Origin of the sequence: Dactylosporangium sp. CA-139066, assembly GCF_050936175.1 — a bacterium.
Lineage (GTDB): Bacteria > Actinomycetota > Actinomycetes > Mycobacteriales > Micromonosporaceae > Dactylosporangium.
Map to the genome: position 1 here is coordinate 987,813 of NZ_JBNJNH010000002.1, position 21,967 is coordinate 1,009,779.

A 21,967-nucleotide genomic window follows, 5' to 3' on the forward strand; every position below is an offset into this window, starting at 1 on the left:
CTTACGAAGAGGCGATCAACTCATCGACGACGAGCTCCGTCGCGGCATACGGCACAGGGATGCGCTCCCCGTGCAGATACTCGACCCGCGTCCGATACCCGGTCGAGATGGGCCCGGTGTGCTCGTAGATCGCCTCCTGGGTGATCACCCAGTAGACCGGATAGCCGGCCTGCCCGTAGAGCTTGGCCTTGACGTTGAGATCCTGAATCGTCGTCTCGTCGGCGACTTCGACCACGAGCAGCACATCGGCGGCATCCCAGACCGACAGCCTGGTCCCCACGGTCCCGATCGGCTCCGCGTCAGCCCGCCGCACCCAGCAGTCGGGATCGGGAAGCGACCCTCCGGTCGGCAGCGTCGAGGTCGTCACCCGGACCCCGCCTCGTGGCAACAACGCGAGAAGTTGGCCGACCGTGTCGCCATGCCAAGATCCGATTACCACTGGCCAGATCTCTCCCTCGACGAGCTCCACCCGGTGGTCAAAGGCGTTGGCTTCCCAGGCACGCACGAACTCGCTCTGGCTCCATCGGTAGGCGAGCACGGGCTGGGTCATGGTTGTGAGCCTACCAACGGCGGCCAGTCGCGGCTGCGAACCGCAATGGGGTGAAGTGCCCGTAGTTGACCAGGGCGAGCGCGTTCAGCACGCGGCCAGTGGCCCTGCGCCTCGTCGACTGAAGGGGCTGTCGACCGAAACGGACGAGCCCGGTTCCGTGGTCGGCGACCGCGGAACCGGGCCCGTGCTGCTGTGTCAGCCCTGGACAATCTGGAACTTCGCGGGAGCGGCGTCGTTGCGGCCCGGGTAGCCGGCGCCCTTGTCGTCCTGCGCGGTCGCCCAGACGCTGCCCTCGGTCTGCTGCGGCGCGGCGGGCGCGGTCACCTTGATGGTGAAGACCTTGGAGCCGCCCGCCGGGATGCTGCCGCTGAGGCAGGGCACCGGCAGCTCGTTCTGCTGGATCGTGCAGCCCGAGATCGCCTGGATCGTCCACGTGTCGGGGACTCCGAGCGCGATCCGCAGCTTGCCGGGCGTGGCGAACTGTGCGTTGTTGTGGACGGTCACCTTAACGGTGCCCGCCCACGTGCCGGAGCCCGTCGCGGTCATCGTCAGCTTGTCCGCGGTGACGGTCACGTCGGTGATGTTCGGGTTCGGCCCGAACGCGGTCGGGCCGCCGGTCTGGGTGAACGCGGTGCCGTTCCAGCCGTATGTGCGCCACTGGTGCTGGGACGCCTGCGCCATTTCGCAGCAGGGCCGGTACTCGCCCACGTCGACCTTGACCTGCCCGTCGTCGCCGGCCTGCACCTGCCAGATCGTCTCGATGTCGGTGCCCTGCTTGCCCGTGTTGCCGGCGCTGGCGACGACCTGGCCCAGGGTGACGATCTTGCCGCCGGCGTCGCGGTCGAAGGCGAGCACCTTGTAGTCGTCCCCCTGCGGGCTGCACGACAGGAGCATGACCGTCTCCTGCGCCCCGTCGTGGTCGACGTCGACGTACACGGGGTCGCCCTGCAGCTTGAGGATGGCGTTGCTGCCCGCCTTGCCCCCGCTGAACTTCACCGAGCCCTTCGGGCACCCGTCGTCGAAGCCCTTCGGCCACGAGGGGACGGTGAGGGTCGCGTTGCCGAGGTCGGTCTTGCTGATCCGCCCGTCCGGCGCCGAGGCGGTGGGGCTACCCGTCGCGGGCGCGGCCGGCGACGTGGTCGTCTCGACCGCGCTGACGGAGGCGCCCGGCGTGACCGGCGGCCCGTTGGAGTCGCTCCCGGCGGCCGCATACGCCACCACGGGCGTCGCGATCGCGAGCGCGGCGATGGTGCTCGCGGCGATGGTCCGCACCTTGTGCCGGTGCTGCACCGTGGCGCGTGCGACGGCGGATCCGGCAGGCTTGACGTAGGCGGACACCTCGCTGCGGAAGTCGGCGAAGGCGCTGGTGAGCAGGTCGTCGTTGTCGAAGTCAGGCACGGCGGGACTCCTTGTCGGTGAGCTGGGCGGCGAGCGCGGCGCGCCCGCGGTGGAGCCAGGACTTGACGGTGCCTTCGGCGACACCTTCCTGGCGGGCGATATCACTGATCGGCATGTCCGCGAGGTAGTGCAGGATCACCGCGCGGCGCTGCTGCTCCGGCAGGGTCGACAGCGCCTGGGCGAGCGCGACCCGATCGGGACTGGGCGCCGCCACGTGCTCCTCGCGGTGCCGGCGGGCGAAGGCCATCGCGGTGCGGGCCCGCCGCCACCGGCTGGTGGCCAGGTTCCAGGCGACCCGGCGGACCCAGCCCGCGGGGTCGTCCATGTCGGCGATGCGCTTCCACCGCGACAGCGCACGGCAGAACGCCTCCTGGACCACATCCTGGGCCGCGGCCATGTCACCGGTGTAGGCGAACAGCTGGACCGTGAGCGGCCGGAAGAAGGCCGCGTAGAACTCGTCGAACCCTCTGGCACCGGCGGGCGGTCCGCTGTCCGACGGACTTTCCACTCTGCCCCCGTCAAGCAAGGTGCTCACACTGCCTTCCTCCCCATCGGCGACCGGCAATCCGGTCGTACGGCGACAACACGCCGCAGCGGGAAACGAGGTTGCAGCGGATCTTTTGTCGTCCAGGCGACAGTTCCGCTGCAGACGGCGCCAAGCGACCGAAACAACGCAATCGGCAAGGAGAACGGCGATCACCCGCAGCCGTGGGCCGCCAGGCGGTTTGGTGGAGCCGGATTCGTCGGGCTCTGTATCGTCGCCTGCATCCGGATCCGCCGGGACAGAATGACTACGGTGGGTTACGGCCTGCCCGGCGGGAGCGCTTGATCAATTCACTCAACAAGATGCCGATGACAGGGCGGCCCGCTCGGCTGCTGCGAGCTTCGATTGGCCGATGTCGGGTTATTGAGTCTTGATCTTGCGGCCCCAACAGATCGCTGTTGCGAAGGCGAGGTCGAAGAAGTCCGGAAGGTCCAGGAGACGTAACGTCTCGTCGACCGCGGGTAGCGCTTGGGGCGTCTGTACAGCGATTCGGGGGCGTAGCTGAGTGAGGGTGTGGGACCAGCATCGAGCCGATGCGTTCCGGCCACCGGTCGCTGGGATGTGTACCAAGGCTGAGACCTGCCCGAGCCCGTGTTGCTGCAAGGGCGCAGGGAAGGTGCGCGGCCATGCGGCGTCGGTGCCGATGGTCGCCGCCAGAGTCGCTTCGACGGCGTGCATGGCGTCGCGAAAGGCCGGTGTGGTCGAGGATTCGATGGGGAAGCCGGCGATGGACTCGATCACCAGCAGACCGTCGGGACGCAGCGACCGGCACAGTTTGGCGATGACGGTGTCCCGTTCGGGCAGATGTTCCAGCACGAACCTGGCGTGGATGAGGTCGAACGTCGATACGGGCAACGGGTCGAAGACGATGTCGTGCTTGGTGACGCGCAGGTTAGGCGCGGTGGCGGGTTCGAGCCAGCGCGTGTCGATGTCGGTCGCGAGGACGCTGCCGTCGGTGACCTGCCCTGCCAGCCAGGTCGCGACTGTGCCGGCACCGGCGCCGACTTCCAGGCAGTGCCAATTCGGGCGGAGACCGAGTTCGTGGAGGATCCGCGTGGTCGTGTGGTCGGCGACCTCCGCCATCGCAATGAGCCGTTCTCGCTCTGCGTGCCAGTTGGGACTCAGGACCGATTCACCGTAGCGTTCCGGGACTGTCACCTGGCAATCCTGTCAGACATCGTCTATGCGCTGAGACACTCATGATCAGGTGCCCGCTCATAGCCGATGTGCGTGCAGCCGATCTTGGATTCCGTGGGCTGGCTGTTCGTTGCCGACGAAACGACGCCATGATCGACTCGGTAGGGACTATCTGCGTAATGGCGATGACCGCGCATCATGGTGCGCAGTTGTTGGCCGTGCAGATGACTACGTGATCAGCCCGCTGCGGTGGGCGAGGATCACGAGGTGTATTCGGTCGCGGACGTCCAGCTTGGTGAGTAGGTGAGCGATGTGGGTTTTGGCGGTACCGGGGGTGATGTGTAGCCGGGCGGCGATTTCCGGGTTCGAGAGGCCCTCGGCGACGAGCAAAAGCACTTCACGTTCGCGGTCGGTGATCCGCTCCAGCCGGCCCGGCGCGAACCGTACGCGGTCGGCGGGCACTGGGCCGGCGCCGGCGGGCATCGGCGTATCGCGGCGTGCCTGGCGGGTGATGGCGGCGGTCGGGTCGGCGTCGATTGCTTCATGCCCGGGCAGGTGTGCGGGTGGAGCGGTGAACCGGGCGATCAGGCGGCGGGTGACGCTGGGGGCCAGGAGCGCGTCGCCGGCGGCGATGGTGCGGATCGCGGCGAGCAGGTCAGCTGGTGGAGTGTCTTTGAGGAGGAAGCCGCTGGCCCCGGCATGCAGTGCGGCGTAGACGTACTCGTCGAGGTCGAACGTGGTGAGTACCAGCACCCGTGCGATACCCGATGTGGTGATCAGCCGGGTGGCCTGGATGCCGTCGAGGTCGGGCATCCGGATGTCCATGAGCACGACCTCGGGTCGGTGCCGATGGGCCTGGTCGACGGCTTCCCGGCCGGTGCCGGCCTGAGCCACGACAGCGAGGTCGGGTGCGGTACCGATGATGCCGGAAAGGCCCGCACGGACAAGGGGTTGGTCGTCGGCGACCAGGACTCGCAGGGTCACGTCGCCGGCGCCCCGACGGCGTCGAGGGCAGGCGTCGGCAGCCGGGCCGCAACGCGGAACCCGCCACCGGGTAAGGGTGCGGCGTCGAGATGGCCGCCGTAGAGCTGGACCCGTTCGCGCATGCCGGTGAGCCCGAGACCGGTCGATGCGACGGGGCCGCCCCTGCCGTGGTCGGTCACCTCGATGACAAGCTCGTGCGGGAGGTAGTCGACAGCGACGTTCGCGGTCGTCGTGGCGGCGTGCTTGGCGACGTTGGTCAACGCCTCCTGGACGATGCGGTACGCGGACAGTTCGACCCCGGCGGGCAGCTGTCGGTGCTGGCCGGTGATAGTCAGCTCGACCCGGATGCCGGCCTGGCCGGTCCGCGTGACGAGCTGCTCCAGGTCGGCCAGTCCGGGCGTGGGCGTCAAGTCGGCGGGGGTGTCCGGGGCGCCGTCCGCGCGCAGTACGTTGAGCAGCCGGCGCATCTCGGCGAGGGTCTGCCGGCCGGTGGTCTCGATGGCGGCCAGCGCCGCACCGGCCTCGTCCGGCCGCTCCCGCACCATCAGCCGCCCGAACCCGGCCTGTACGGTGATCACGCTCATGCTGTGCGCCACCACGTCGTGTAACTCGCGGGCGATGCGCATGCGCTCTTCCGCGGCCCCGCGCCTGGCCCGTTCCCGCTCGACCTGTGCCATCCGGGCATGGTGGCGTACCAGCTCGTCGCCGTACCGGCGGTGCTCACCCCGGGCGTACCCGACCGTCCAGCACAGCACGAGCGCGACCGCGAACGGCAGCACGCCGCCGGCGCGCCCGGTCAGCGCGGTGGCCGCCGGGCCGGTCAGCGCGGCGACTAGCACGGGCAGCCCGGTCCGCGCCGGGTACCGGCCAGCGACCAGGTAGAGCACGTACCCCAGGGGAGCCACGGCGAGGAAGGGCAGCAGCGGCGCCAACGGAGCCAGCCAGAACCCCACCAGCGCGCAGGCAAAGCCGAGCAGCAGCCGGCGCTGCCCGATCGCTACAGGCAGGGCAACCAGAGCGGTACCACCGAACGCCAATGGCCACGGAGCGATCTTGTGAGCGAACAGCACCCAAGCCACCAGGCCGTACCCGAGACCAGCGGCGACCTCGACGACGAATCTCTGGCCGGGTCGCAGCCGCTGCGACAGCGGCGGACGGGGTTGCATGCGCCCAGCCTACGAACACGGCCCGGGTGGGTCATCTGCCGCAAGGCATAGTCCGAGCGGCCCACGGCTGCGGACCGATGACGGGGGATGGCGTGGGCCGGCACGGTATTGCCAATGATTGAGGCACAGGAACTGACAAAGCGGTACGGAGCGACGGTCGCCGTCGACCGGTTGTCCTTCCAGGTCCGACCTGGCCGGGTGACCGGATTCCTCGGCCCCAACGGCGCCGGCAAGTCCACCACGATCCGGATGATCCTCGGGTTGGACACCCCCACCGGCGGCCGCGCTCTGATCGGTGGCCGGCCGTACCGCAACCTGCCGTACCCCCTGCGGGAAGTCGGTGCGCTGCTGGATGCCGGCGCGGTGCATGGCGGTTTGCGGGCCGGGCAGCACCTGGCGTGGCTGGCCGCCAGTAACCGTCTGCCGCACGCCCGGGTCGCCGCCGTCCTCGACCGTACTGGCCTGGATGCCGTGGCCGGCAAACGGATCCGCAAATTCTCGCTCGGCATGCGCCAGCGCCTCGGCATCGCCGCCGCGCTGCTCGGCGATCCGCAGATCCTGATCTTCGACGAACCGGTCAACGGCCTCGATCCGGAAGGCATCGCGTGGATCCGTGGGCTCATGCGGGCCTTGGCGGCCGAGGGCCGTACGATCCTTGTCTCCAGCCACCTGATGAGCGAGATGGCATTGACCGCCGATCACCTGCTGGTGATCGGTAAGGGTCGACTCCTGGCCGACGCCGGCATCGACGAGTTCGTCCGGTCGGCCGACGCATCCACCTTGGAAGACGCGTACCTGCGGCTCACCCAGGACGCCGTGCAGTACCGCAGCACGGAGGTGAACCGGTGACCGCCGCCCTACACGCAGAGTGGATCAAGTTGCGCTCGCTGCGGTCCACCTACCTCACGATGCTGTGCGCTCTTGCTCTCGGTACTGGGCTCGGCTTCCTGGACACCACCTCGGTCGCACACCACTGGACCACCATGAGCGCCCAGGACCGGGCCGCGTTCGACCCGGTTGGTGACTCCTTCACGGGTCTGGTCTTCGCCCAGCTCGCGTTTGGAGTGCTCGGCGTGCTCGCGATCAGCACCGAGTACGGCACCGGCATGATCCAGACCACGCTGGCCGCGACACCCCGCCGCGGCATCCTCTACATCGCCAAGGCCGTCGTTGTCGGCACCGTGGCCCTGCTACTCGGCGAGACGTTCGCATTCGGCACCTTCCTCCTCGGTCAGGCGGTGCTCACCACCAACCACCTCGACGTAAGCCTGACCGATCCCGGCGTGCTGCGTGCCGTGTCCAGCGCCGGCCTCTACCTGTGGGTGGTGGCCATGGTGGGCTACGGTGTCGGAGCGTTCCTGCGACACACAGCCGCGGGTATCGCCGTCATGTTCGGGGTCATCTTCCTGGCCTGGCCGGCTGCCCGGGCCTTGGAGACCTGGTCGTACCTGCCCGACAAGCTGGTCCTGAGCAACGCCGCCGACGTCCTCGGCCAGGTACACGCGCTGGCCGTCAAACCCCGCCTCCCCTCGCTCGGCCTGGCGTACCTCGATCTCCTCATCTACCTGGTGGCCGCGCTCGTCCTAGGCTCCTGGCGCACCAGCCGCGACGCGTGACACAGCCCAGTTGAGCCATCCACATCTGGCGCGATGCGCTCGTTACGTTCGGTGACTATGCCTCCGGGCTGACATCTCCTGTCTCGGTCCACTACTGCGTAACGATGCCCGGGTGTCAGCTCTGGGGGGCAGGCGTTCGTGATCTTTGGGCCGCGGGGGACGATGTTGGTCCTCGATCGCCCTCGATTCGCGTCATGACGGGGGATGGCTGCTGCGGCGTGCCACCCGCTGGGGTGACGTGTCGCGTTCGCAGTGCGCCGACGCTGAGCAGCAAGAACGTCTGGATGCTCAGGAGGTTGCGATGGCCGCGGCGGGCGTGTTCAAGCAGTGCGGCTGCCGCGACGCGGCGACCGGCCGCCGGTTGGGCCTGCGGTGTGGCCGGTTACTCGAGCGGGGGCACGGCAGTTTGGCACTACCGCTGCTATGTACGGGACCTGTCCGGCCGGGCGGTCCAGGTGCGCCGCGGCGGTTTCACCTCGCAGACGGCCGCGCAGGCCGCCGACCGGGCAGCCCAGATCCGCCGCCACCGGCAGCGGGTCCGTGCCACGCTGCGCGCCGCCTACAACGCCGCCATCCGCGACGGGATGGTGATCGACAACCCGGCCCGCCGGGTCGAGATGCCCACCGCCCGCCGACCCCACGCCGTGGTTTGGACCCCGGGCCGAGTCCAGCAGTGGCGTGCCGACGGCCACCGGCCGGCGGTGGCGGTGTGGACCACCGCCCAGCTCGCCTGGTTCCTCGACACTGTCGCCGACGATCCGCTGTTGCCGCTGTGGTGGCTCATCGCGCTGCGCGAGCGGACTGCGCCGCGGTGAAGCGGCCGGCCTGCGCTGGCAGGCCGTCGACCTTGAGCGCCGCCAGTTGTCCATCACCAGCCCAAATCCACCGCCAGCCGCCGCGCGATCGCCCTGGACCGGGCGCACCGTGACGATCCTGCACATGCGCCAGCACCGTCAGCGGCAGCTGTGCCGGGCTGCGGGTCGGCCGTGGCGGGAATCGGGCTACGTGTTCACCCGACCGGACGGGCAGCCGTTCCACCCGAACAGCCTCACCAAGCGGCTGCGGTACCTGATCACCGCGGCCGGGCTGCCACCAGTGCGGCTGCACGACCTCCGGCACGGCACGGCCAGCCTCGCCCACACCGCCGGCGCCGACCTCAAGACCGTCCAAGACCAACTCGGCCACGCCAGCATCGTGCTCACCGCCGACACCTACACCAGCGTGCTGCCCGCCACCCAGCACAAAGCGGTCAAACCCGATGCCGACGGCGTCAAGCGGTCGAAACGACGCAAGCAGCAACGAGCAGCCAACAAGCATCCAGGTCCACATCGGACCGCTAGGCAGGAAGAAACCGCAGGTCAAATGGTGGGCCGCCAGGGACTCGAACCCTGAACCTACGGATTAAAAGTCCGCAGCTCTGCCATTGAGCTAGCAGCCCGCGCCCTGACAGGGTACCTGCGCGCCGCCCACCGTTCCACACGATACTCCCTTCGCGGCGTTTCACCAGGTGATCGCCGGTGGAGGCCATACGGCGCGGACCGTTGCCGGTCATCGCCGACGGCCGCGTGGGCGAGCGCATCGCAGGCCATAGTCAAGGCCCGCGAGGCCGGCCTCGGTGGAGCCTGATCCACCGTGCAGTTCCGCGTACGGCATACCAGTGGGGCCAGTGCACCGTCATGCGCGAGGAAGGTGACCGGCTCACCATCCTGTTCGACGACGCCGGCTACTGCGCCCGGTCACTGCGCACGGTGCTCAACAACAACACCGTCTGCACCACCGATACCGGTGTCGTACATCGGCACCGACGAGGCGGTATCCAGGTCAGTGCCGTGCGCGGCCTGGTCGAAATCGACGATCGTGGTGCTACCACGGCGACCGTGGTGGAAGCATCCACAAGATGTGGTGGCAGCTCCGTCGAGGACGGCGGCCGTGGGCGGCACGCTGTGAGGCGTCGGTCGACCTGACCGGTGCCTACGACAAGGAGCAGACAGCATGCGCAGCACCATCACCCGCGCCGCCGCGACCGCGGCCCTCGCACTTCTGGGCGCGCTCGTGCCAGCCGGCGCGGCGATGGCGGGTTCCGGCGGCGGCGAGGGCCCGACGCCCGTCCCGACCGTCCCCGGTGGACCGCCGCCGGTGGTCAAGGACGGCCGGGCCATCACCGTTACCGTGAACAACTACCTCGTCTGGCCGGACAACTGCGGGCTGAAGTTCGCGCGCCAGACCATCACCAACGGCATCGGCTCGGCTCCGGCCGACCTGAACGCGGGCGGCTCGTTCGTCTTCAAGGCCGCGAACCCCAGTCTTCCGTTCTCCGGGGACGTCGTCTACTACGTGATCTGCTTCAATGGCTGGGGCGTCGACGAGATGAACGTGGCCTGGCAGCAGCTGGCCGGGGGCGCCATGTCGACGAGCGCCTACGGCCTCAGCGGCTACGCCAAGTTCGAGACCAAGACGACCCGCAATCGCGACGGCTCCACGGCATTCGAGGTCACGGCCAAGTAACACCGGCGCGCGCCAGGAGTAGCCGCAGCAGCCGAACCGGCCGGCGCCGCTGGCGTCGGCCACACAGGTCGGCGACCAGGTTGTCCGCGGTCAGGATGCCGGTCTTCGGGACGTGCAGAAGGTGGCCTTCGAGGTCGAAGGCCACCACCCGCAACGCGTCGCATCGGCTCAACGCCGGCGTCGCGACCTCGCTGCTTGCTCAGCCGTCCAGGCTGCAAGCAGGTGCTGTCTCAGGCGGGGTCCTTGACCGCCGCGACGTACGGCCGCCCCTCCTGTCACGCCGCGACCTGCTCGGGCCGACCGAACACCCGCAGGTAGTCCTCGACCGAACCCAGCGCCTCTCGGCCGACGTGATAGGAGCCGAACTCCGGCTCACCGTCGCCGACGAAGTACTCCAGCGGCTCCACGACGGTGTCGAAGCCGCCGTAGACGAAGACGGCCGAGGACCGCCGGGTGACCGTTCCTCATTCGGTGACCATGGGCTGAGTCCGGTCGATGGATGGCCGGCGGCACCTGGGCCGTCAGATCATCGCCAACCGTTTCGGCTCCTGTTGAGGGCCTGCGGGAGTGTCTGGGCTCCGTTGCGTTGAGCGTTGGCATGATCGAGGCAGAGTTGAGCGGTGAAGTCATCGGTCCGCCCGCGTTCGTGGCCGCCGCCGAAGTCGGCGTTCGCCGGCTTCCGGTTCCCGGCCGAGGTGATCGTCGTCGCGGCGCGCTGCTACCTGCGGTTCAATCTCACCTACCGCGACGTTGAGGAGCTGCTTGACGAGCGCGGCGTCGAGGTCGACCACGTCACCGTCTACCGGTGGGTACAGCGGTTCACACCACTGCTGGCCGACGCCGCCCGATTCGCCCGCCACGCACCGGGCGACAGGTGGCACGTCGACGAGACGTATATCAAAGTCAACGGAGTCTGGCGGTACGTAATACCGGGCGGTCGACCAGTACGGGCAGGTCATCGACGTGCTGGTCTCGGCTCGCCGCGACGACGCCGCGGCTCGACGGTTCTTCCGGCGGGCGCTGTCGATGTTGAAGGTGACGCCCAGCGAGGTGCTCACCGATGCCGCCGCGGTGTATCCGACGGCGGCGACTATGACGGCCTCGCTCCTGCTGCGGTCGTCGCCGATTTGGTCGGGCAGGAAGTCAAGGCGCAACTAAAAGACCTTGAAGCATCAGGGTCTGTCACCGGGGCGGTGACAGACCGGTCGCGGCTATGAAGCCGTCGACGAGGCCGAGCTTGTACTGCATGCGTTTGAGGCGGTTCTTCGCGAGGTGGGCGAGGTTGGTGATGTTGTGGACGGCGAGGTTGGCGAGGCTGCGTTTGAGGTGGGCCCAGATGCCTTCAGAGGGGTTGAGTTCCGGGGCGTAGCTGGGCAGTTGGTAGACGCGTAGCCAGGGCCGGGTGGCGATCAGGGCGCGCATGGTGGTGGAGCGGTGGCCGTGCAGGTTGTCCCAGACCAGCACGATCGGGCCGCCGAGTTGCTGGTGCGCGGCGTCCAGCAGCGCGGCGAAGTCGCGTTCGCGGAAGCCTTTCGGCTCGCCTTTGCGGCCACGGTGGATCATCATCCGGTAGATCAGCCGGCTGCGGTGGCCGGGCTTGTAGGCGACCAGGCCGGCGATGGAGATCCGGCCGGAGCCCTTGCCGGTCACCTTGACCACCGGCGTGTGTCCCCGCGGGGCCCAGGTGCGGGCCTTGGCTGGTCTCAGCGTGTGTCCGGCCTCGTCGGCGAAGCAGAGCCACGCGCCCAGCCTGCGCGCGACCCTTTTACCGCCGGCCACTGCCGGCGCCGCCAGCGGGCGATCTCCTCTTCGTCGCGTTCGACAGCCCGGTGGATCGGCAGCTGCGGGGTCCACCCGAGGCGCCGCATGAGCAGCGAGACACCCTTGAGGCTGTACCGGACCCGGAACCTGCCGGCGATGAGGTCGGCTACCCGGGCCAGGGTCCACCGCTGGTCCTCGGTGAACCCGGCCGCGGCCGGCCCGGCCTCCAGCAGCCGCTCGAGCTGGCGCACCTGCTCGAAAGTCAGCTTCGACGCCGGACCGCTGGCACCCTTCGACGCCAACGCTGCCTCCCCACCGGCCAGCCAGGCCCGACGCCAGGCGCGCGCCGACTTGGCCGACACCTCCAGCCGCGCCGCCACCTCGACCGGCGACAGACCCGACGCGAACAACGCCGCCGCCTGCCGGCGTACCTGCTCGCGTTTCGCCCGCCCGGGCGGGCTTACCCCGCCGCCGTCCGCATATCGCACCCATCGATCATGCCGATCATCCTAAATGGAGTCCACCGACACGCCGGACCTCAATACTTCAATGTCTTTAGCGGCGAGCGGATTGCCGCCCGGGGACTCCGACGGCCCCCGCCAAGTATGCAGGGATTGTTGCCGCTGACGTCTCGCCGTCAGTGGTCGAGGACCAGCGCGCCCGGCGTGCCGCCGATCAGCAGCGGGCGCAACGCTGCCTGGGCGCGTTCGAAGAATTCGGCGATCCTGGCCGCTGCGGTAGCGTAGCGGGCGGCGTTGGCCAGGGTCAGGATCTCTGCCTCACCGGCCGAGGCCAGGCCTGCGCCGGCCGCCTCGGCGGCGAGGGGCACGGCCGCGGGCCACGCGAGGAACACCAGCGTGACGACGAGGGCCGCGCCCAGCCCGACCGCGAGCCACTTCTGCAACTCCTTGCGGTCGTTGCCGTTGTCGTCCCAGTACCGCTGCATCGCGGGCAGCAGCACCAACTGGTGCTGGTTCTCCAGCTCACGCAGCCGTCGCGCCACCCGGCGCAGTACCTCCATCGGTACCGCATCGGGCAGCCGCGTCGAGTGGATCTCGTACAGCACCAGCCCGTCCTTGCCCACGCCGTCCGGGCGGAACGTCGGCCGGTAGCAGATCCACTCAAACTTGATGCTGCCGGGCGCGGCGGCGGGCATTTGGGTCGGCACGAGGGGGTAGTACAGCTCGTTCCAGTACGGCCGCCAGGTCGCCGGACGGACCTCGATCGTCTGCGGCGCGAGGCTCACGCCGCTGGCCCGCTGGATGTACTGCATCTCCTTCAGCGCCTCGCCGGTGACATAGCGCTCCAGGGTCTGGATCTTGTGCTGGATGTCCTCGGCCTCGGTCTCGGCGGCCTGCTCGACCGTGGTCACCTCGACCAGTTCCAGGATCATGGCCGTGCCGTCGCTGCGGACCCCCAGCATGTCGGCGCGCAGTTTGCGCCCCGACCGCTCGGAGCGGATGTCGCCCTTCAGGGCCTTGCGGCTGAGCACGTTGCGGAACTCCGCCTGCATCCACTTGACCAGGATCGCCATCGCCCCCCGGAACCGGTCGACGTCGAGATAGCTCAGCTCGCTGATCACCTCCGACCCCGGATAGCGCTGCTGGTAGAAGCGGGTGAAGCACTCGACCATGTACCACTCGGCGGTGCGGCTCTCCACCCAGCCGGGCAGCGCCCCTTGGCCCACCCGACGGGTCGGCAGCGAGCAGTAGCTGCCCATGAGCTGAAGGTCGGCCATGCGGGGCGCCCCCTATCCGTTCATCCGTTGGCCGCGAGGTCGGAGCCGATCTCGATGTCGAGGCCGCTGCTCGGCGTGTACTCGAACCAGGTGCCGATCAGGTTGCCCTCGGCGTCGGTGGAGATGTCCCGCGCCTCGTCCGTGCCGCCCGCCGCCGCGTCGGCGCCCTGGCTGGACACGACGAACGGCGCCGTGCGACCCGGGTTCTGATACAAGTACGACTTGCCCCAGGGGTCGACGAGGCTCAGGGCGGGGTGGGCCGCGAGCAGGACACGCAGGCCCTGCTCGGTGGTCGGGTAGTACTCGGGCTCGATCGGGGCGCCGCTCCAGGTGGGGTCCTTCTGATGCTTGGCCTTCTCCGCGTACTCCTCCAGCGCGGCGATGATCGCGCTGATGTCCTGCCAGGCGCGCTGCTGATTGACGGTCAGCAACGGCCGGGCGCGCGCGGCGATATCGGGGTTTGCTGGGGGGATGCCGGGATAGTTGGTGCGCGCGTACGCCTCGATCTCGGCGGCGATGGTGACGTACGGCGTCGCTGCGGGCTGTCCGGTGCCGTCGTCGTAGAGGCTGCCGGTCTGCATCAGGCGGGAGAACGCCCGCTCGAAGCCGGGCCGGATCGGCAGTACCACCCGCGCCGCACCGGCCCGCAGGAACTCCCGGCGCAGCGGTTCGGGGTGCCACAACAGGCGCTTGGTCTCGGCGAGCTGCTCCGAGCCCCAGAAGTACGGGTAGAGGAAGTACAGGACGTTCTCCCACTCCACCGCCTGGTGCAGGAACTTGACGAACTCGCCGAACTTGCGGATCGACAGCCACATCGCCGGGTCCACCGGCAGCTTCGAGGGGTCCAGGTCGTCGGCCGGGGTGGGCGTGCCGCCGCTGCCGAGGCCCGCGAGCAGAGCGTCGATGGTGTCGGGCGCGGTGTCGAAGCCGCTGCCGAACAGCCATTGCAGGGACCGCTTCATCAGTTCCTCGCGCTCGGCGCGGCGCAGCGTGAGCGTGTCGTCCCGGTTCAGCTCCTCCAGCAGTTGCTCGCGCCGGTCCCGCAGGCGCTGCTGGAGCGTGTAGTACTGCTGCTCGGCGGCCTCACGCAGCTTCTGCCACGTGTCGAGCTGCCACGCCAGTAACGCGTCCGGCGACAGCCGCAGGGCCGCCGAGAGCCGGAATCCGGCCCAGCTGATGTTGCGATAGGTGTACTGGATCGACAGATGGCCCGACTTGCCGGACAGATGCGCCAGGGAGGAGCGGTAGCGGCCGGGGAACTCCGAACCGACGGCGGTCGCCGTCACCTGCGGAGCCTCGTCGCCGAGCACGTCGAAGCGGGCCAGCTCGGCGGGTCCCCAGCCGTAGTAGTTGACCTCGAAGGAGAGGGGCACCAGCTCGTAGCCCTCCGGCAGGTCGATCTTCCACGACTCGTACCGGGTGACGATGGCCTCCTGCTCACCGATCTGGGCCGGGAACTCGTAGGTGTAGTCGGGCGGGTTGACCGTCGCGGCCGGTGGTCCGGCCACCGCCGCGCCGTAGTGCGCCGCCAGCGCCTGCCAGTTGTCCCGGCCGATCTGGTCGATGCGGAAGGGGAAGCTGTACGGCGTCGCCAACGTCCGGTCGATCTCGGCGAGTTCGGCCAGCTGGCGGCGCAGCGCGCCGCCGGGGTCGGGCACCACCAGGTCGTAGGTCATGCGCAGCCCGTACCGCATCAGGTCCACGCGCCACTTGCGCATGATCCGGTAGTAGTCCAGCCGCATCACCTTGCCGCTGGTGTTCGAGATGACGCGGGCCGACTCGTCCTCGTCGCCGCGCCGGGTCTCGGTGCGGAAGGAGACCTTGTGCTCCTGGCGGGCCCGCGAGGACGCCTTCGACGTGATCTCGGTGGCGTGCTTGGTGCTGGCCTGCCGGGAGTCGTGATCGGAGGTGGAGACGCCGTAGTTGAAGGTGCTGGAGACGGAGACCGGGCCGTAGCTGCCGCTCGCGGTGACACCGAAGTTGAGGTTGGTGTCGCGCTTGGACTCGGTGGTGCTGGCCATGGCGACATCCGTCTTCTCGGAGACACCCTTCTCGGCGTACGTCTCCAGCTCATCGGTGACGATCCGGGACAACTCCTCGCTCTGGGTGGACCATTCCTTGTGGCTGACCCTGACTGTCTCGCCGGGTGCCATGGGGATCGTGGCGACGAGCTCGCCGCGTTCCAGGCCCACGGGCTGCATCTCGATGCGCTCCAGGTGCAGCCAGCCGACCGGCTGGAGGCGCGCCTCCTCCAGGAACTGACCCACCATCACGTTCACGGCCGCCGGTCCGGGCGCGGGCGGCACGCTGAAGCCCTGCTCGGCGGTAAAGGTGACCGACGGAGCGCCGGCGCCGGCGAGATCGGTGGCTTCGATCGGCGGCGCGGACGGCTCGGCACGCAGGGCGCCGACCGCCTGGCCGAGGGAGGCCAGGGTCTGCGGGTCGATATCGGCGTAGAGCCGCGCGTGGTCGGCGCCGGGCGCCGGGCCGGGGTCGGTGAGCGACGGCCTGATGCGCTCCAACGCCTCCGCCACCGCCGGTTGCCGCTCGGCGAGCTGTTCGCCGAGGGTGGTCACCTCGGGCTCGGACAGCTGCAGGGCGCGGGCGAAGTTCAGCTTCGAGAAGACCGACATGCCGGTGCCGGGGGCCCGACGGGACGGCCGAGGAGTCCGGCTGGATGTACGTGGCCTTGAGGATGGCCCGGGCGGAGTTGGCCAGTCCGGTCATGTGCGTGTCCTCCTTAGCTCGTGGGCGCCGTTTCCCGGCACAGGATCCAGCTGGAGTAGTAGCCCGACGCGGCGGCCAGCACCCCGCTCCACGAGCCCCGCGCCTCGACGGCGAGCGTCCAGCGGCCCTCGTCGTCGAAGGCGCCCCGCACCCCGTCGACCGCCACCGTGAAGGGCGTACGGTCGCTGCACTGCAGCATCCCCAGCGCCACGGCGGAGGAGTCGCGGTACGACGGCGCCGTGCCGGCCTCGAAGCCGCCCAGCGTGAACGGTGTGCGGACCGTCAGCCGGAACCGCCGCAACGAGCCGTCCGACACCGACGGCGCGGTCAGGTGGATCCGGCCGCGCACCACGACCAGCGAGTTGAAGGGCGCCGGCCCGGCCGCGGGCAGCCGCAGTACGACCGGCTGCTCGGTCAGCGGAAAGCGGTACGGGGCGACCGCATACCAGTCCGGCGGCATTCCGGCTCCTCGGTGTCGCGGCGGACGGGTCGGTCAGGTGAGGTGGTACTGGATAATCGTGAAGTCGACGGCCTCGCTGGTGTGGACGTAGTTGAGGTCGAACACCTCCGGCCCGGCGATGCGCTCCACCCGCAGGGACTGCGGCGCAAACCCGGCGGCCACGGCGAGCGTCATCTGGAGTTGGCGGAACATCGGGGCGTCCCTGACCTCGTAGGTCGCCCGGCACTCGATTTCGCCGACCGTCAGCCCGGTGATCCGGCCCTGGGCGAGCGGCGTCAGATGCGCGGCGGGCGCCCACGGGCCCGAACCGGGCGTCATCTCATGCGCGTTGGCGGTGACGGTGAAGAACGGCGCGACGGTGGCGGGGTCTTCGGCGGGCGGGCGCCGGACGTCGGTGCGCCAGGTGATCGCGCCGGTGATGATCGGGTGGGGCGCGGGACTGGCGGGGACGTGGCTGCCGCGGTCCGGGTAGAGGCCGGCGAGCGGATCGGGGCCGCTCTGCTGACCAGGGAAGGTGGGGATCGCAGTACTCCCGGGCTCGACCGCCGTGATCTCGCCGACGCTCGGGGTCGCGGGAGTCGCCGGGGTGGCAGGCGTGGCAGGCGTGCTCGGCACCGCCACCACCACCTCGCTCAGGTTGACGAGGATCGTCGCCACCACCTGATACGAGAAGCTGCCGAGCCGGCCCGCCGAACCGCCGTTGGTCTCCACGGACAGCAGCACCTCGTCGCTCTCCGAGTCCACGCCGACCCGTGGCCGGTCCGCGGCGAACACGAAACCTGAGCCATCGCCCGTCAGGCCCGCGAGCCCGATCAGCGGCGCCGCCTGATCGACGCCGAAGGCCACGATCCCGAGCCGCACCTGCACCAGCCCGGCCGGACCACCGCCCGACTCGGGCACGCGGTCCACATGCGCCACGCCGGAGGCGACGAGCAGATGCCGCCCGCCGCCGAGATCGACTTCGAGCGCGGACGCGGCGGACACATGATCCGGATTTCCGGCGATCAGCACCTTCATGCGTCCCCCCGGAGCGGCGCGAGAGTGCGGAACCGAGCGCAAGGCACCGTGCGTACCGGCACGATTGCGGTACGTCAGGACGTTAGCAGCTCGACCGCGCTCGCGCGAGCGCCAGAAGGCGGGACATTGAGGGCGCCGGGCGTGGGGGCTAGCAGCAATGCCGGGTAGTTACTTCGACATGAAAAGTAGATCGATGGTTGTCGGCGTGTCCGGCAGTGCCGGACACGTTGTGGATGTCACCATGACGGCGACAGGAAGTCCTTGGCGCGCAAGGGATTGCGGTCATGCTACGGACGCGGAACGTCCAGCCGTCATTGTGGGAGTCGGTGCGGCGCTGTTGCGTTAGGGGGATCAATGGACGCGTTGAACTCATCGTCGTTCCGAGGTCAGATCGCCTTGGCAAGTTCGGCAACCGCAGCAGCGACCCGCATTGCCGTCGGGGCGTCGACGGCGAGTTCGTAGTGCCCGCGCCGCAGGTTCTGCATGAAGGCGTGGCCGGCGATGATCACGTGTGCGGTCTTATCCGTCCGTAGCCCGCGCATCGGTCTCAGCCGGTGCTTGAGTTGTCTGTGATCGGCTTCAATCGGGTTGTTGGCGTGCTGCTCGACGTGGTGCCACGCGGACGAGATGAGTTCGTCGAGGACGGCAGGGTAGAGCGCGGCGGCGTCGGTAACCACCTCGCTGGGCTTCACCTTCAGCGTGGACAGCGCCCGGCGGAAGAATCGCCTGGCCGCGTCAGCGTCATGGCGAGCCGAGACCAGCACGTCGATGACCTGCCCGTACTGGTCGACCGCCCGGCAATACGTACCGCCAGACTCCATTGACTTTGACGTAGATCTCGTCGACGTAGCACCTGTCGCCCGGTGCATGGCGGGCGAATCGGGCGGCGTCGGCCAGCAGCGGGGTGAACCGCTGCACCCACCGGTACACCGTGACGTGGTCGACCTCGACGCCGCGCTCGACCAGCAGTTCCTCAACGTCGCGGTACGAGAGGCTGTCGCGCAGATACCACCGAACTGCGACAACGATTACCTCGGACGGGAACCGAAAGCCGGCGAACGCTGACTCCGGCGGCAGCCACGGGCGTGGGCGGACCGACTTCATTGCTCAAGCCTGCATGGATCTTGCCGGTGCACAACGCAACGGAGCCGAAGCGCACAGTCGACGGGCGCGATGCGCCGGCCGTTCAGCTTTCGGCCGCGGCGCGCCAACGCCGGGGCCGCTTCCAGGACGGATCGGCTTGCCGCGACCGGCCCGCCGCGCGAAGCGCGGCCTTGACGATCTTGCGTTGTAGAGACGGAATCGGTGGGCCGACCGGATCGAGTGTTCCACAGTTGAGTCGATGAGGTGACGTGACGTTGCGATGGCCGGCTGCCGCGCACGAAACTATCGACGAACGTCCTGAAGAGAGGTGTCGCTGCTGTGGTGATCGAGGCCGGTGTGGTCGCTGGGTATGTCATCGCCTGGGTGCTGCGGAAGGCTCGTCGTGTCGCTGGCCGGTTGGACGCCGAATTCGACGCGACGGTTGATGCGGGTCTCGATCGACTGCACGATGCGGTGGCGAGGAAGCTGGGTTCGGATCCTGCGTTGGGTGATCTCGCCGAAGAAGTGGGCGCCGGTGATGGCGGGGTCAGTGAGCTGACCCGGCAGCGGGTCGAGCTGTCGATCGCCGCCGCCGCCAACAAGGACGAGGTATTCGGCAAGGTGATCACCGATCTTGTTGCCGAACTGCGTGCTGCGCAGGAGCGGGCCGGGACGTCGATCCTGTCCGGGAGTGACGCCCGGGTGTTGACGGGCGGGGTCACGCTCAGGCCGACCGTGGTGGTATCGCATTCGGTCAGGTTGGCGGCGATGTGAGGCTGGATCGTAGGCGGGAGCCTGAGGACCCTTCTCAGCCGGGCCGGTCGCGCCCCTGACCGTGCCCGGTGACGAGGCTGGGTCAGCACTCGCACCGTCCGGATTGCTGCACGGCGGTTCGAGCTCGCAGGGTTGGCACGGTCATGGTTCGGCTGGCGGGATTGGTATCGGTTATGCCGGTCAGGTGAGTATCTCGGCGGCACCTGCGTGATTCTCGCCAACAAGCTCGTCAAGGCCGTGCCTGCGGGGGCGCATGTGCTGCTCGTCGGGGACGCCGACCAGCTGCCGTCGGTCGGCGCCGGTGAAGTCCTGCGTGACATCCTCACCGCCGACAACGTCCCCCAGGTGCGGCTCACCCAGGTGTTCCGGCAGGCCGCCCAATCCGGGGTCGTCACCAACGCCCACCGCATCAACGCCGGCAAACCACCGCAGCTGCAGGGCATGACCGACTTCTTCCTGTTCTCCTGCGACGACACCGAAGCCACCGCCGCGCTCACCGTCGACGTGGCCTGCACCCGCATCCCGGCCAAATTCGGCTTCGACCCGCGCCGCGACATCCAGGTCCTCACCCGATGCACCGCGGCCCGGCCGGCGCCGGCGCGCTGAACTCCCTGCTGCAGCAGCGGCTCACCCCCGGCCGTGACGGCCAGCCGGAGCGTCGGTCCGGGGGCCGGGTGTTCCGTATCGGTGACAAGGTCACCCAGATCCGCAACAACTACGACAAAGGGCAGGCCGGGGTGTTCAACGGCACCCTCGGCGTTATCACCGCCCTGTCCACCGACGAGCAGACCCTCACCGTGCGCACCGACGAGGACGAGTCCATCGACTACGACTTCGACGAACTCGACGAGCTCGCCCACGCCTACGCCATGACCATCCACCGCTCCCAGGGCTCCGAATACCCCGCTGTCGTCATCCCCCTGACCACGAGCGCCTGGATGATGCTGCAACGCAACCTGCTCTACACCGCCGTCACCCGAGCCAAACAGCTCGTCGTCCTCGTCGGCTCCCGACGCGCCCTCGCCGCCGCCGTGCGCACCGTCGGCGCCGGCCGCCGCCACACCGCCCTCACCCACCGCCTCACCGCCTGACCACGCTTGGCAGGCCCGGATCCGCCGCCGATCCCCAACCGCAGGTGCAACCTGGATCAACAGCCCGCCGACGGCGCGACCGCCTTCTACAGCGGAGGTCGGCGACCCGTCTTCCCCGCACGTCGCGCTCCTGCATGGGACGCCGGCGAGCTCGCACACGTTCCGCGGGCTCATCTCGCGGCTCGGGGACGGCCAAACACGCGGTCGCGCCGAACCTGATCGGCGCAGGTCTGGGCACCATGCCACAGGTGAGCGAGTCCGAATACAGCTTCGAGCGGCTCGCCGAGTCGTGGAGGCATTCCTCGAGCAGCGGAAGACCGCCGGGTACGCGATGCACGTGTTGGACAAGGTGTCCCGACCGAGCGGTGGCTCGTATTGCGCCACCCCGAGCACGTGCGGGCCATCGTCTCCCAGAGCAGCAACGCATACGAGGAGGGGTTCGTCCAAGGCGCCATACACCCGGTGAGGTCAGGGCACCGGTGCCTCTGCCGCGTGGACGTCGGTCGCCACGCGGGTGCGCTTGCCTGCGCGTTCCAGCCACAGCACTCCGCCTGTGACGATCATCCGCGTACCGGCCTTGTACTGGCGGACGTAGTCGACCCGGCCGCCGCCGGCGCTGACCCATCGGTTGCCGTCCAGGCGCCACAGGCTCGGCGCGACCTGGGGGGCGCCACCCCTGGGGTCGCACACGGACGTGGCCAGCGTCGCGTAGAGCTGACCGTCGGGCGCCCACGCCGCGTCCTCAAGGAAGACGTCGGCATCGTGGCCACCCAACGCGGCGGTATCGGTCTTGATCTTCTTCCCGTCGGCGTCGACCAGCCAGATCGGGCCGGGATGGGCGCAGTCGCCGAACGACTCGACCGAGTTGTACACGAACCGGTGCCCGCCCGCGGCAGCGGACACCTGCACCAGCTCGCTGAGCTCTTCCACGATCCGGACCGTACCGTCGGCCTGGGCGAGCAGGACCGCGCCCGCGCCGGATTCCTCGCGGCCCTCGTAGCCGCGCGAGCCCGGCGCGGTCCGCGTCGCCTGCAGCATGGCGAGCCCGTCGGCGCCGGTGACCGCAGACCGCGCGTACACGCCGGCGGGCAGCCGGACCGGCCAGGCGGTCGGCGCGCCGTTGCTGGCGAGGTCGACGAGGTGCGTGCGGCCGTAGTCGTCGACCCAGCCGACCCGGGCGCCGTCCAGCGTCGCTGGGATGTCCGGGACACGCTCGTCGCCGCACTGGCCGAAGGCCGCTCCACCCTCACCATAGAGCTGCGGCTTCCGCACAGCCTCGAGGCTAACCCGCACTACGGCCGCACGTTCGACCACACGGTGGCGCTGGTCCTGCAGTCCAACCGGGCACCGCGAGTACCCACCAACCTGAGCGTCGCGGGCCGCCGTCGAAACAATGACAGTCACGGGCATGCAGGC

General features: G+C 69.3%; 21 protein-coding genes, 1 tRNA gene and 3 pseudogenes. 9 read left to right on the forward strand and 16 right to left on the reverse strand.

Annotation, left to right across the window (positions count from 1 at the left end; translation table 11 throughout):
- Position 1: 1 nt before the first annotated feature.
- The 6 genes from ACQEVU_RS49275 to ACQEVU_RS49300 form a co-directional block, all read right to left on the reverse strand.
- Entirely contained in the window at positions 2-550 is a 549-nt protein-coding gene (locus tag ACQEVU_RS49275) for a Uma2 family endonuclease (protein ID WP_433337153.1), read from the reverse strand.
- Positions 551-745: 195 nt separating this feature from the next.
- Positions 746-1,948 (reverse strand): hypothetical protein, encoded by a 1,203-nt coding sequence (locus ACQEVU_RS49280; protein ID WP_433337155.1) that lies wholly within the window; start codon positions 1,946-1,948, stop codon positions 746-748.
- Positions 1,941-2,456: a SigE family RNA polymerase sigma factor gene (locus ACQEVU_RS49285; RefSeq protein WP_433339711.1), complete on the reverse strand. Its 516-nt coding sequence runs from the start codon at positions 2,454-2,456 to the stop codon at positions 1,941-1,943. Before ACQEVU_RS49285 ends, ACQEVU_RS49280 begins: the two co-directional genes overlap by 8 nt.
- A gap of 396 nt (positions 2,457-2,852) precedes the next feature.
- The gene (locus ACQEVU_RS49290; RefSeq protein ID WP_433337157.1) at positions 2,853-3,650 is read right to left on the reverse strand and encodes a class I SAM-dependent methyltransferase; all 798 of its coding nucleotides are present in this window, start codon (positions 3,648-3,650) and stop codon (positions 2,853-2,855) included.
- A gap of 207 nt (positions 3,651-3,857) precedes the next feature.
- Complete coding sequence (locus tag ACQEVU_RS49295) at positions 3,858-4,613, reverse strand: response regulator (RefSeq protein WP_433337159.1); 756 nt, start codon at positions 4,611-4,613, stop codon at positions 3,858-3,860.
- Positions 4,610-5,779: a sensor histidine kinase gene (locus tag ACQEVU_RS49300; protein ID WP_433337161.1), complete on the reverse strand. Its 1,170-nt coding sequence runs from the start codon at positions 5,777-5,779 to the stop codon at positions 4,610-4,612. Before ACQEVU_RS49300 ends, ACQEVU_RS49295 begins: the two co-directional genes overlap by 4 nt.
- 114 nt (positions 5,780-5,893) lie before the next feature.
- On the opposite strand from ACQEVU_RS49300, the gene ACQEVU_RS49305 reads away from it, so the two are divergent.
- From ACQEVU_RS49305 to ACQEVU_RS49320, 4 genes are all read left to right on the forward strand, one after another.
- On the forward strand, positions 5,894-6,628 hold the full coding sequence (locus tag ACQEVU_RS49305; protein ID WP_433337163.1) for an ABC transporter ATP-binding protein: 735 nt from the start codon (positions 5,894-5,896) through the stop codon (positions 6,626-6,628).
- Positions 6,625-7,395 (forward strand): ABC transporter permease, encoded by a 771-nt coding sequence (locus ACQEVU_RS49310; RefSeq protein WP_433337165.1) that lies wholly within the window; start codon positions 6,625-6,627, stop codon positions 7,393-7,395. Before ACQEVU_RS49305 ends, ACQEVU_RS49310 begins: the two co-directional genes overlap by 4 nt.
- 374 nt (positions 7,396-7,769) lie before the next feature.
- Entirely contained in the window at positions 7,770-8,210 is a 441-nt protein-coding gene (locus tag ACQEVU_RS49315) for a hypothetical protein (protein ID WP_433337167.1), read from the forward strand.
- A 10-nt stretch (positions 8,211-8,220) separates the two neighbouring features.
- Positions 8,221-8,787 (forward strand): site-specific integrase, encoded by a 567-nt coding sequence (locus ACQEVU_RS49320; RefSeq protein WP_433339712.1) that lies wholly within the window; start codon positions 8,221-8,223, stop codon positions 8,785-8,787.
- Here the strand turns inward: ACQEVU_RS49320 and ACQEVU_RS49325 are convergent.
- Positions 8,759-8,833: transfer RNA gene (locus tag ACQEVU_RS49325), tRNA-Lys, on the reverse strand. The two genes, ACQEVU_RS49320 and ACQEVU_RS49325, sit on opposite strands and share 29 nt — an antisense overlap.
- A 238-nt stretch (positions 8,834-9,071) precedes the next feature.
- Here ACQEVU_RS49325 and ACQEVU_RS49330 point away from each other — a divergent pair.
- Together ACQEVU_RS49330 and ACQEVU_RS49335 are read left to right on the forward strand one after the other, a co-directional pair.
- Complete coding sequence (locus tag ACQEVU_RS49330) at positions 9,072-9,359, forward strand: hypothetical protein (protein ID WP_433337169.1); 288 nt, start codon at positions 9,072-9,074, stop codon at positions 9,357-9,359.
- Positions 9,360-9,387: 28 nt separating this feature from the next.
- Positions 9,388-9,900, forward strand: coding sequence for a hypothetical protein (locus ACQEVU_RS49335; protein WP_433337171.1), 513 nt, complete (start codon positions 9,388-9,390; stop codon positions 9,898-9,900).
- 275 nt (positions 9,901-10,175) lie between these two features.
- On the opposite strand, the gene ACQEVU_RS49340 is transcribed toward ACQEVU_RS49335, so the two are convergent.
- Positions 10,176-10,307 (reverse strand): hypothetical protein, encoded by a 132-nt coding sequence (locus ACQEVU_RS49340; protein WP_433337173.1) that lies wholly within the window; start codon positions 10,305-10,307, stop codon positions 10,176-10,178.
- A gap of 213 nt (positions 10,308-10,520) precedes the next feature.
- On the opposite strand from ACQEVU_RS49340, the pseudogene ACQEVU_RS49345 reads away from it, so the two are divergent.
- Positions 10,521-10,980, forward strand: a pseudogene (locus ACQEVU_RS49345) (IS6 family transposase); the annotation flags it as partial.
- A 102-nt stretch (positions 10,981-11,082) separates the two neighbouring features.
- On the opposite strand, the gene ACQEVU_RS49350 reads toward ACQEVU_RS49345, so the two are convergent.
- The 7 genes and pseudogenes from ACQEVU_RS49350 to ACQEVU_RS49380 form a co-directional block, all read right to left on the reverse strand.
- Positions 11,083-11,679, reverse strand: a complete 597-nt coding sequence (locus ACQEVU_RS49350; protein ID WP_433337175.1) for a transposase — start codon at positions 11,677-11,679, stop codon at positions 11,083-11,085.
- On the reverse strand, positions 11,604-12,149 hold the full coding sequence (locus ACQEVU_RS49355; protein WP_433337177.1) for a winged helix-turn-helix domain-containing protein: 546 nt from the start codon (positions 12,147-12,149) through the stop codon (positions 11,604-11,606). The genes ACQEVU_RS49350 and ACQEVU_RS49355 overlap by 76 nt, the downstream gene beginning before the upstream one ends.
- A 149-nt stretch (positions 12,150-12,298) precedes the next feature.
- A complete protein-coding gene (locus ACQEVU_RS49360; RefSeq protein ID WP_433337179.1) occupies positions 12,299-13,399 on the reverse strand; it encodes a hypothetical protein in 1,101 nt (366 codons plus the stop codon).
- Between the two features lie 20 nt (positions 13,400-13,419).
- Complete coding sequence (locus tag ACQEVU_RS49365) at positions 13,420-16,032, reverse strand: type II secretion system protein GspG (protein ID WP_433337181.1); 2,613 nt, start codon at positions 16,030-16,032, stop codon at positions 13,420-13,422.
- Between the two features lie 107 nt (positions 16,033-16,139).
- The gene (locus ACQEVU_RS49370) at positions 16,140-16,586 is read right to left on the reverse strand and encodes a hypothetical protein (RefSeq protein ID WP_433337183.1); all 447 of its coding nucleotides are present in this window, start codon (positions 16,584-16,586) and stop codon (positions 16,140-16,142) included.
- A 33-nt stretch (positions 16,587-16,619) separates the two neighbouring features.
- A complete protein-coding gene (locus ACQEVU_RS49375; RefSeq protein ID WP_433337185.1) occupies positions 16,620-17,603 on the reverse strand; it encodes a hypothetical protein in 984 nt (327 codons plus the stop codon).
- A gap of 386 nt (positions 17,604-17,989) precedes the next feature.
- Positions 17,990-18,707 (reverse strand): annotated as a pseudogene (locus ACQEVU_RS49380) (IS6 family transposase).
- Between the two features lie 318 nt (positions 18,708-19,025).
- Between ACQEVU_RS49380 and ACQEVU_RS49385 the strand changes: the two are divergent.
- The gene (locus tag ACQEVU_RS49385; protein ID WP_433337187.1) at positions 19,026-19,460 is read left to right on the forward strand and encodes a chromosome partitioning protein; all 435 of its coding nucleotides are present in this window, start codon (positions 19,026-19,028) and stop codon (positions 19,458-19,460) included.
- Positions 19,461-19,667: 207 nt separating this feature from the next.
- Positions 19,668-20,551: pseudogene (locus ACQEVU_RS49390) on the forward strand (ATP-dependent DNA helicase); the annotation flags it as partial.
- A gap of 468 nt (positions 20,552-21,019) precedes the next feature.
- On the opposite strand, the gene ACQEVU_RS49395 reads toward ACQEVU_RS49390, so the two are convergent.
- Positions 21,020-21,823 (reverse strand): hypothetical protein, encoded by an 804-nt coding sequence (locus ACQEVU_RS49395; protein ID WP_433337189.1) that lies wholly within the window; start codon positions 21,821-21,823, stop codon positions 21,020-21,022.
- Positions 21,824-21,967 lie beyond the last annotated feature (144 nt).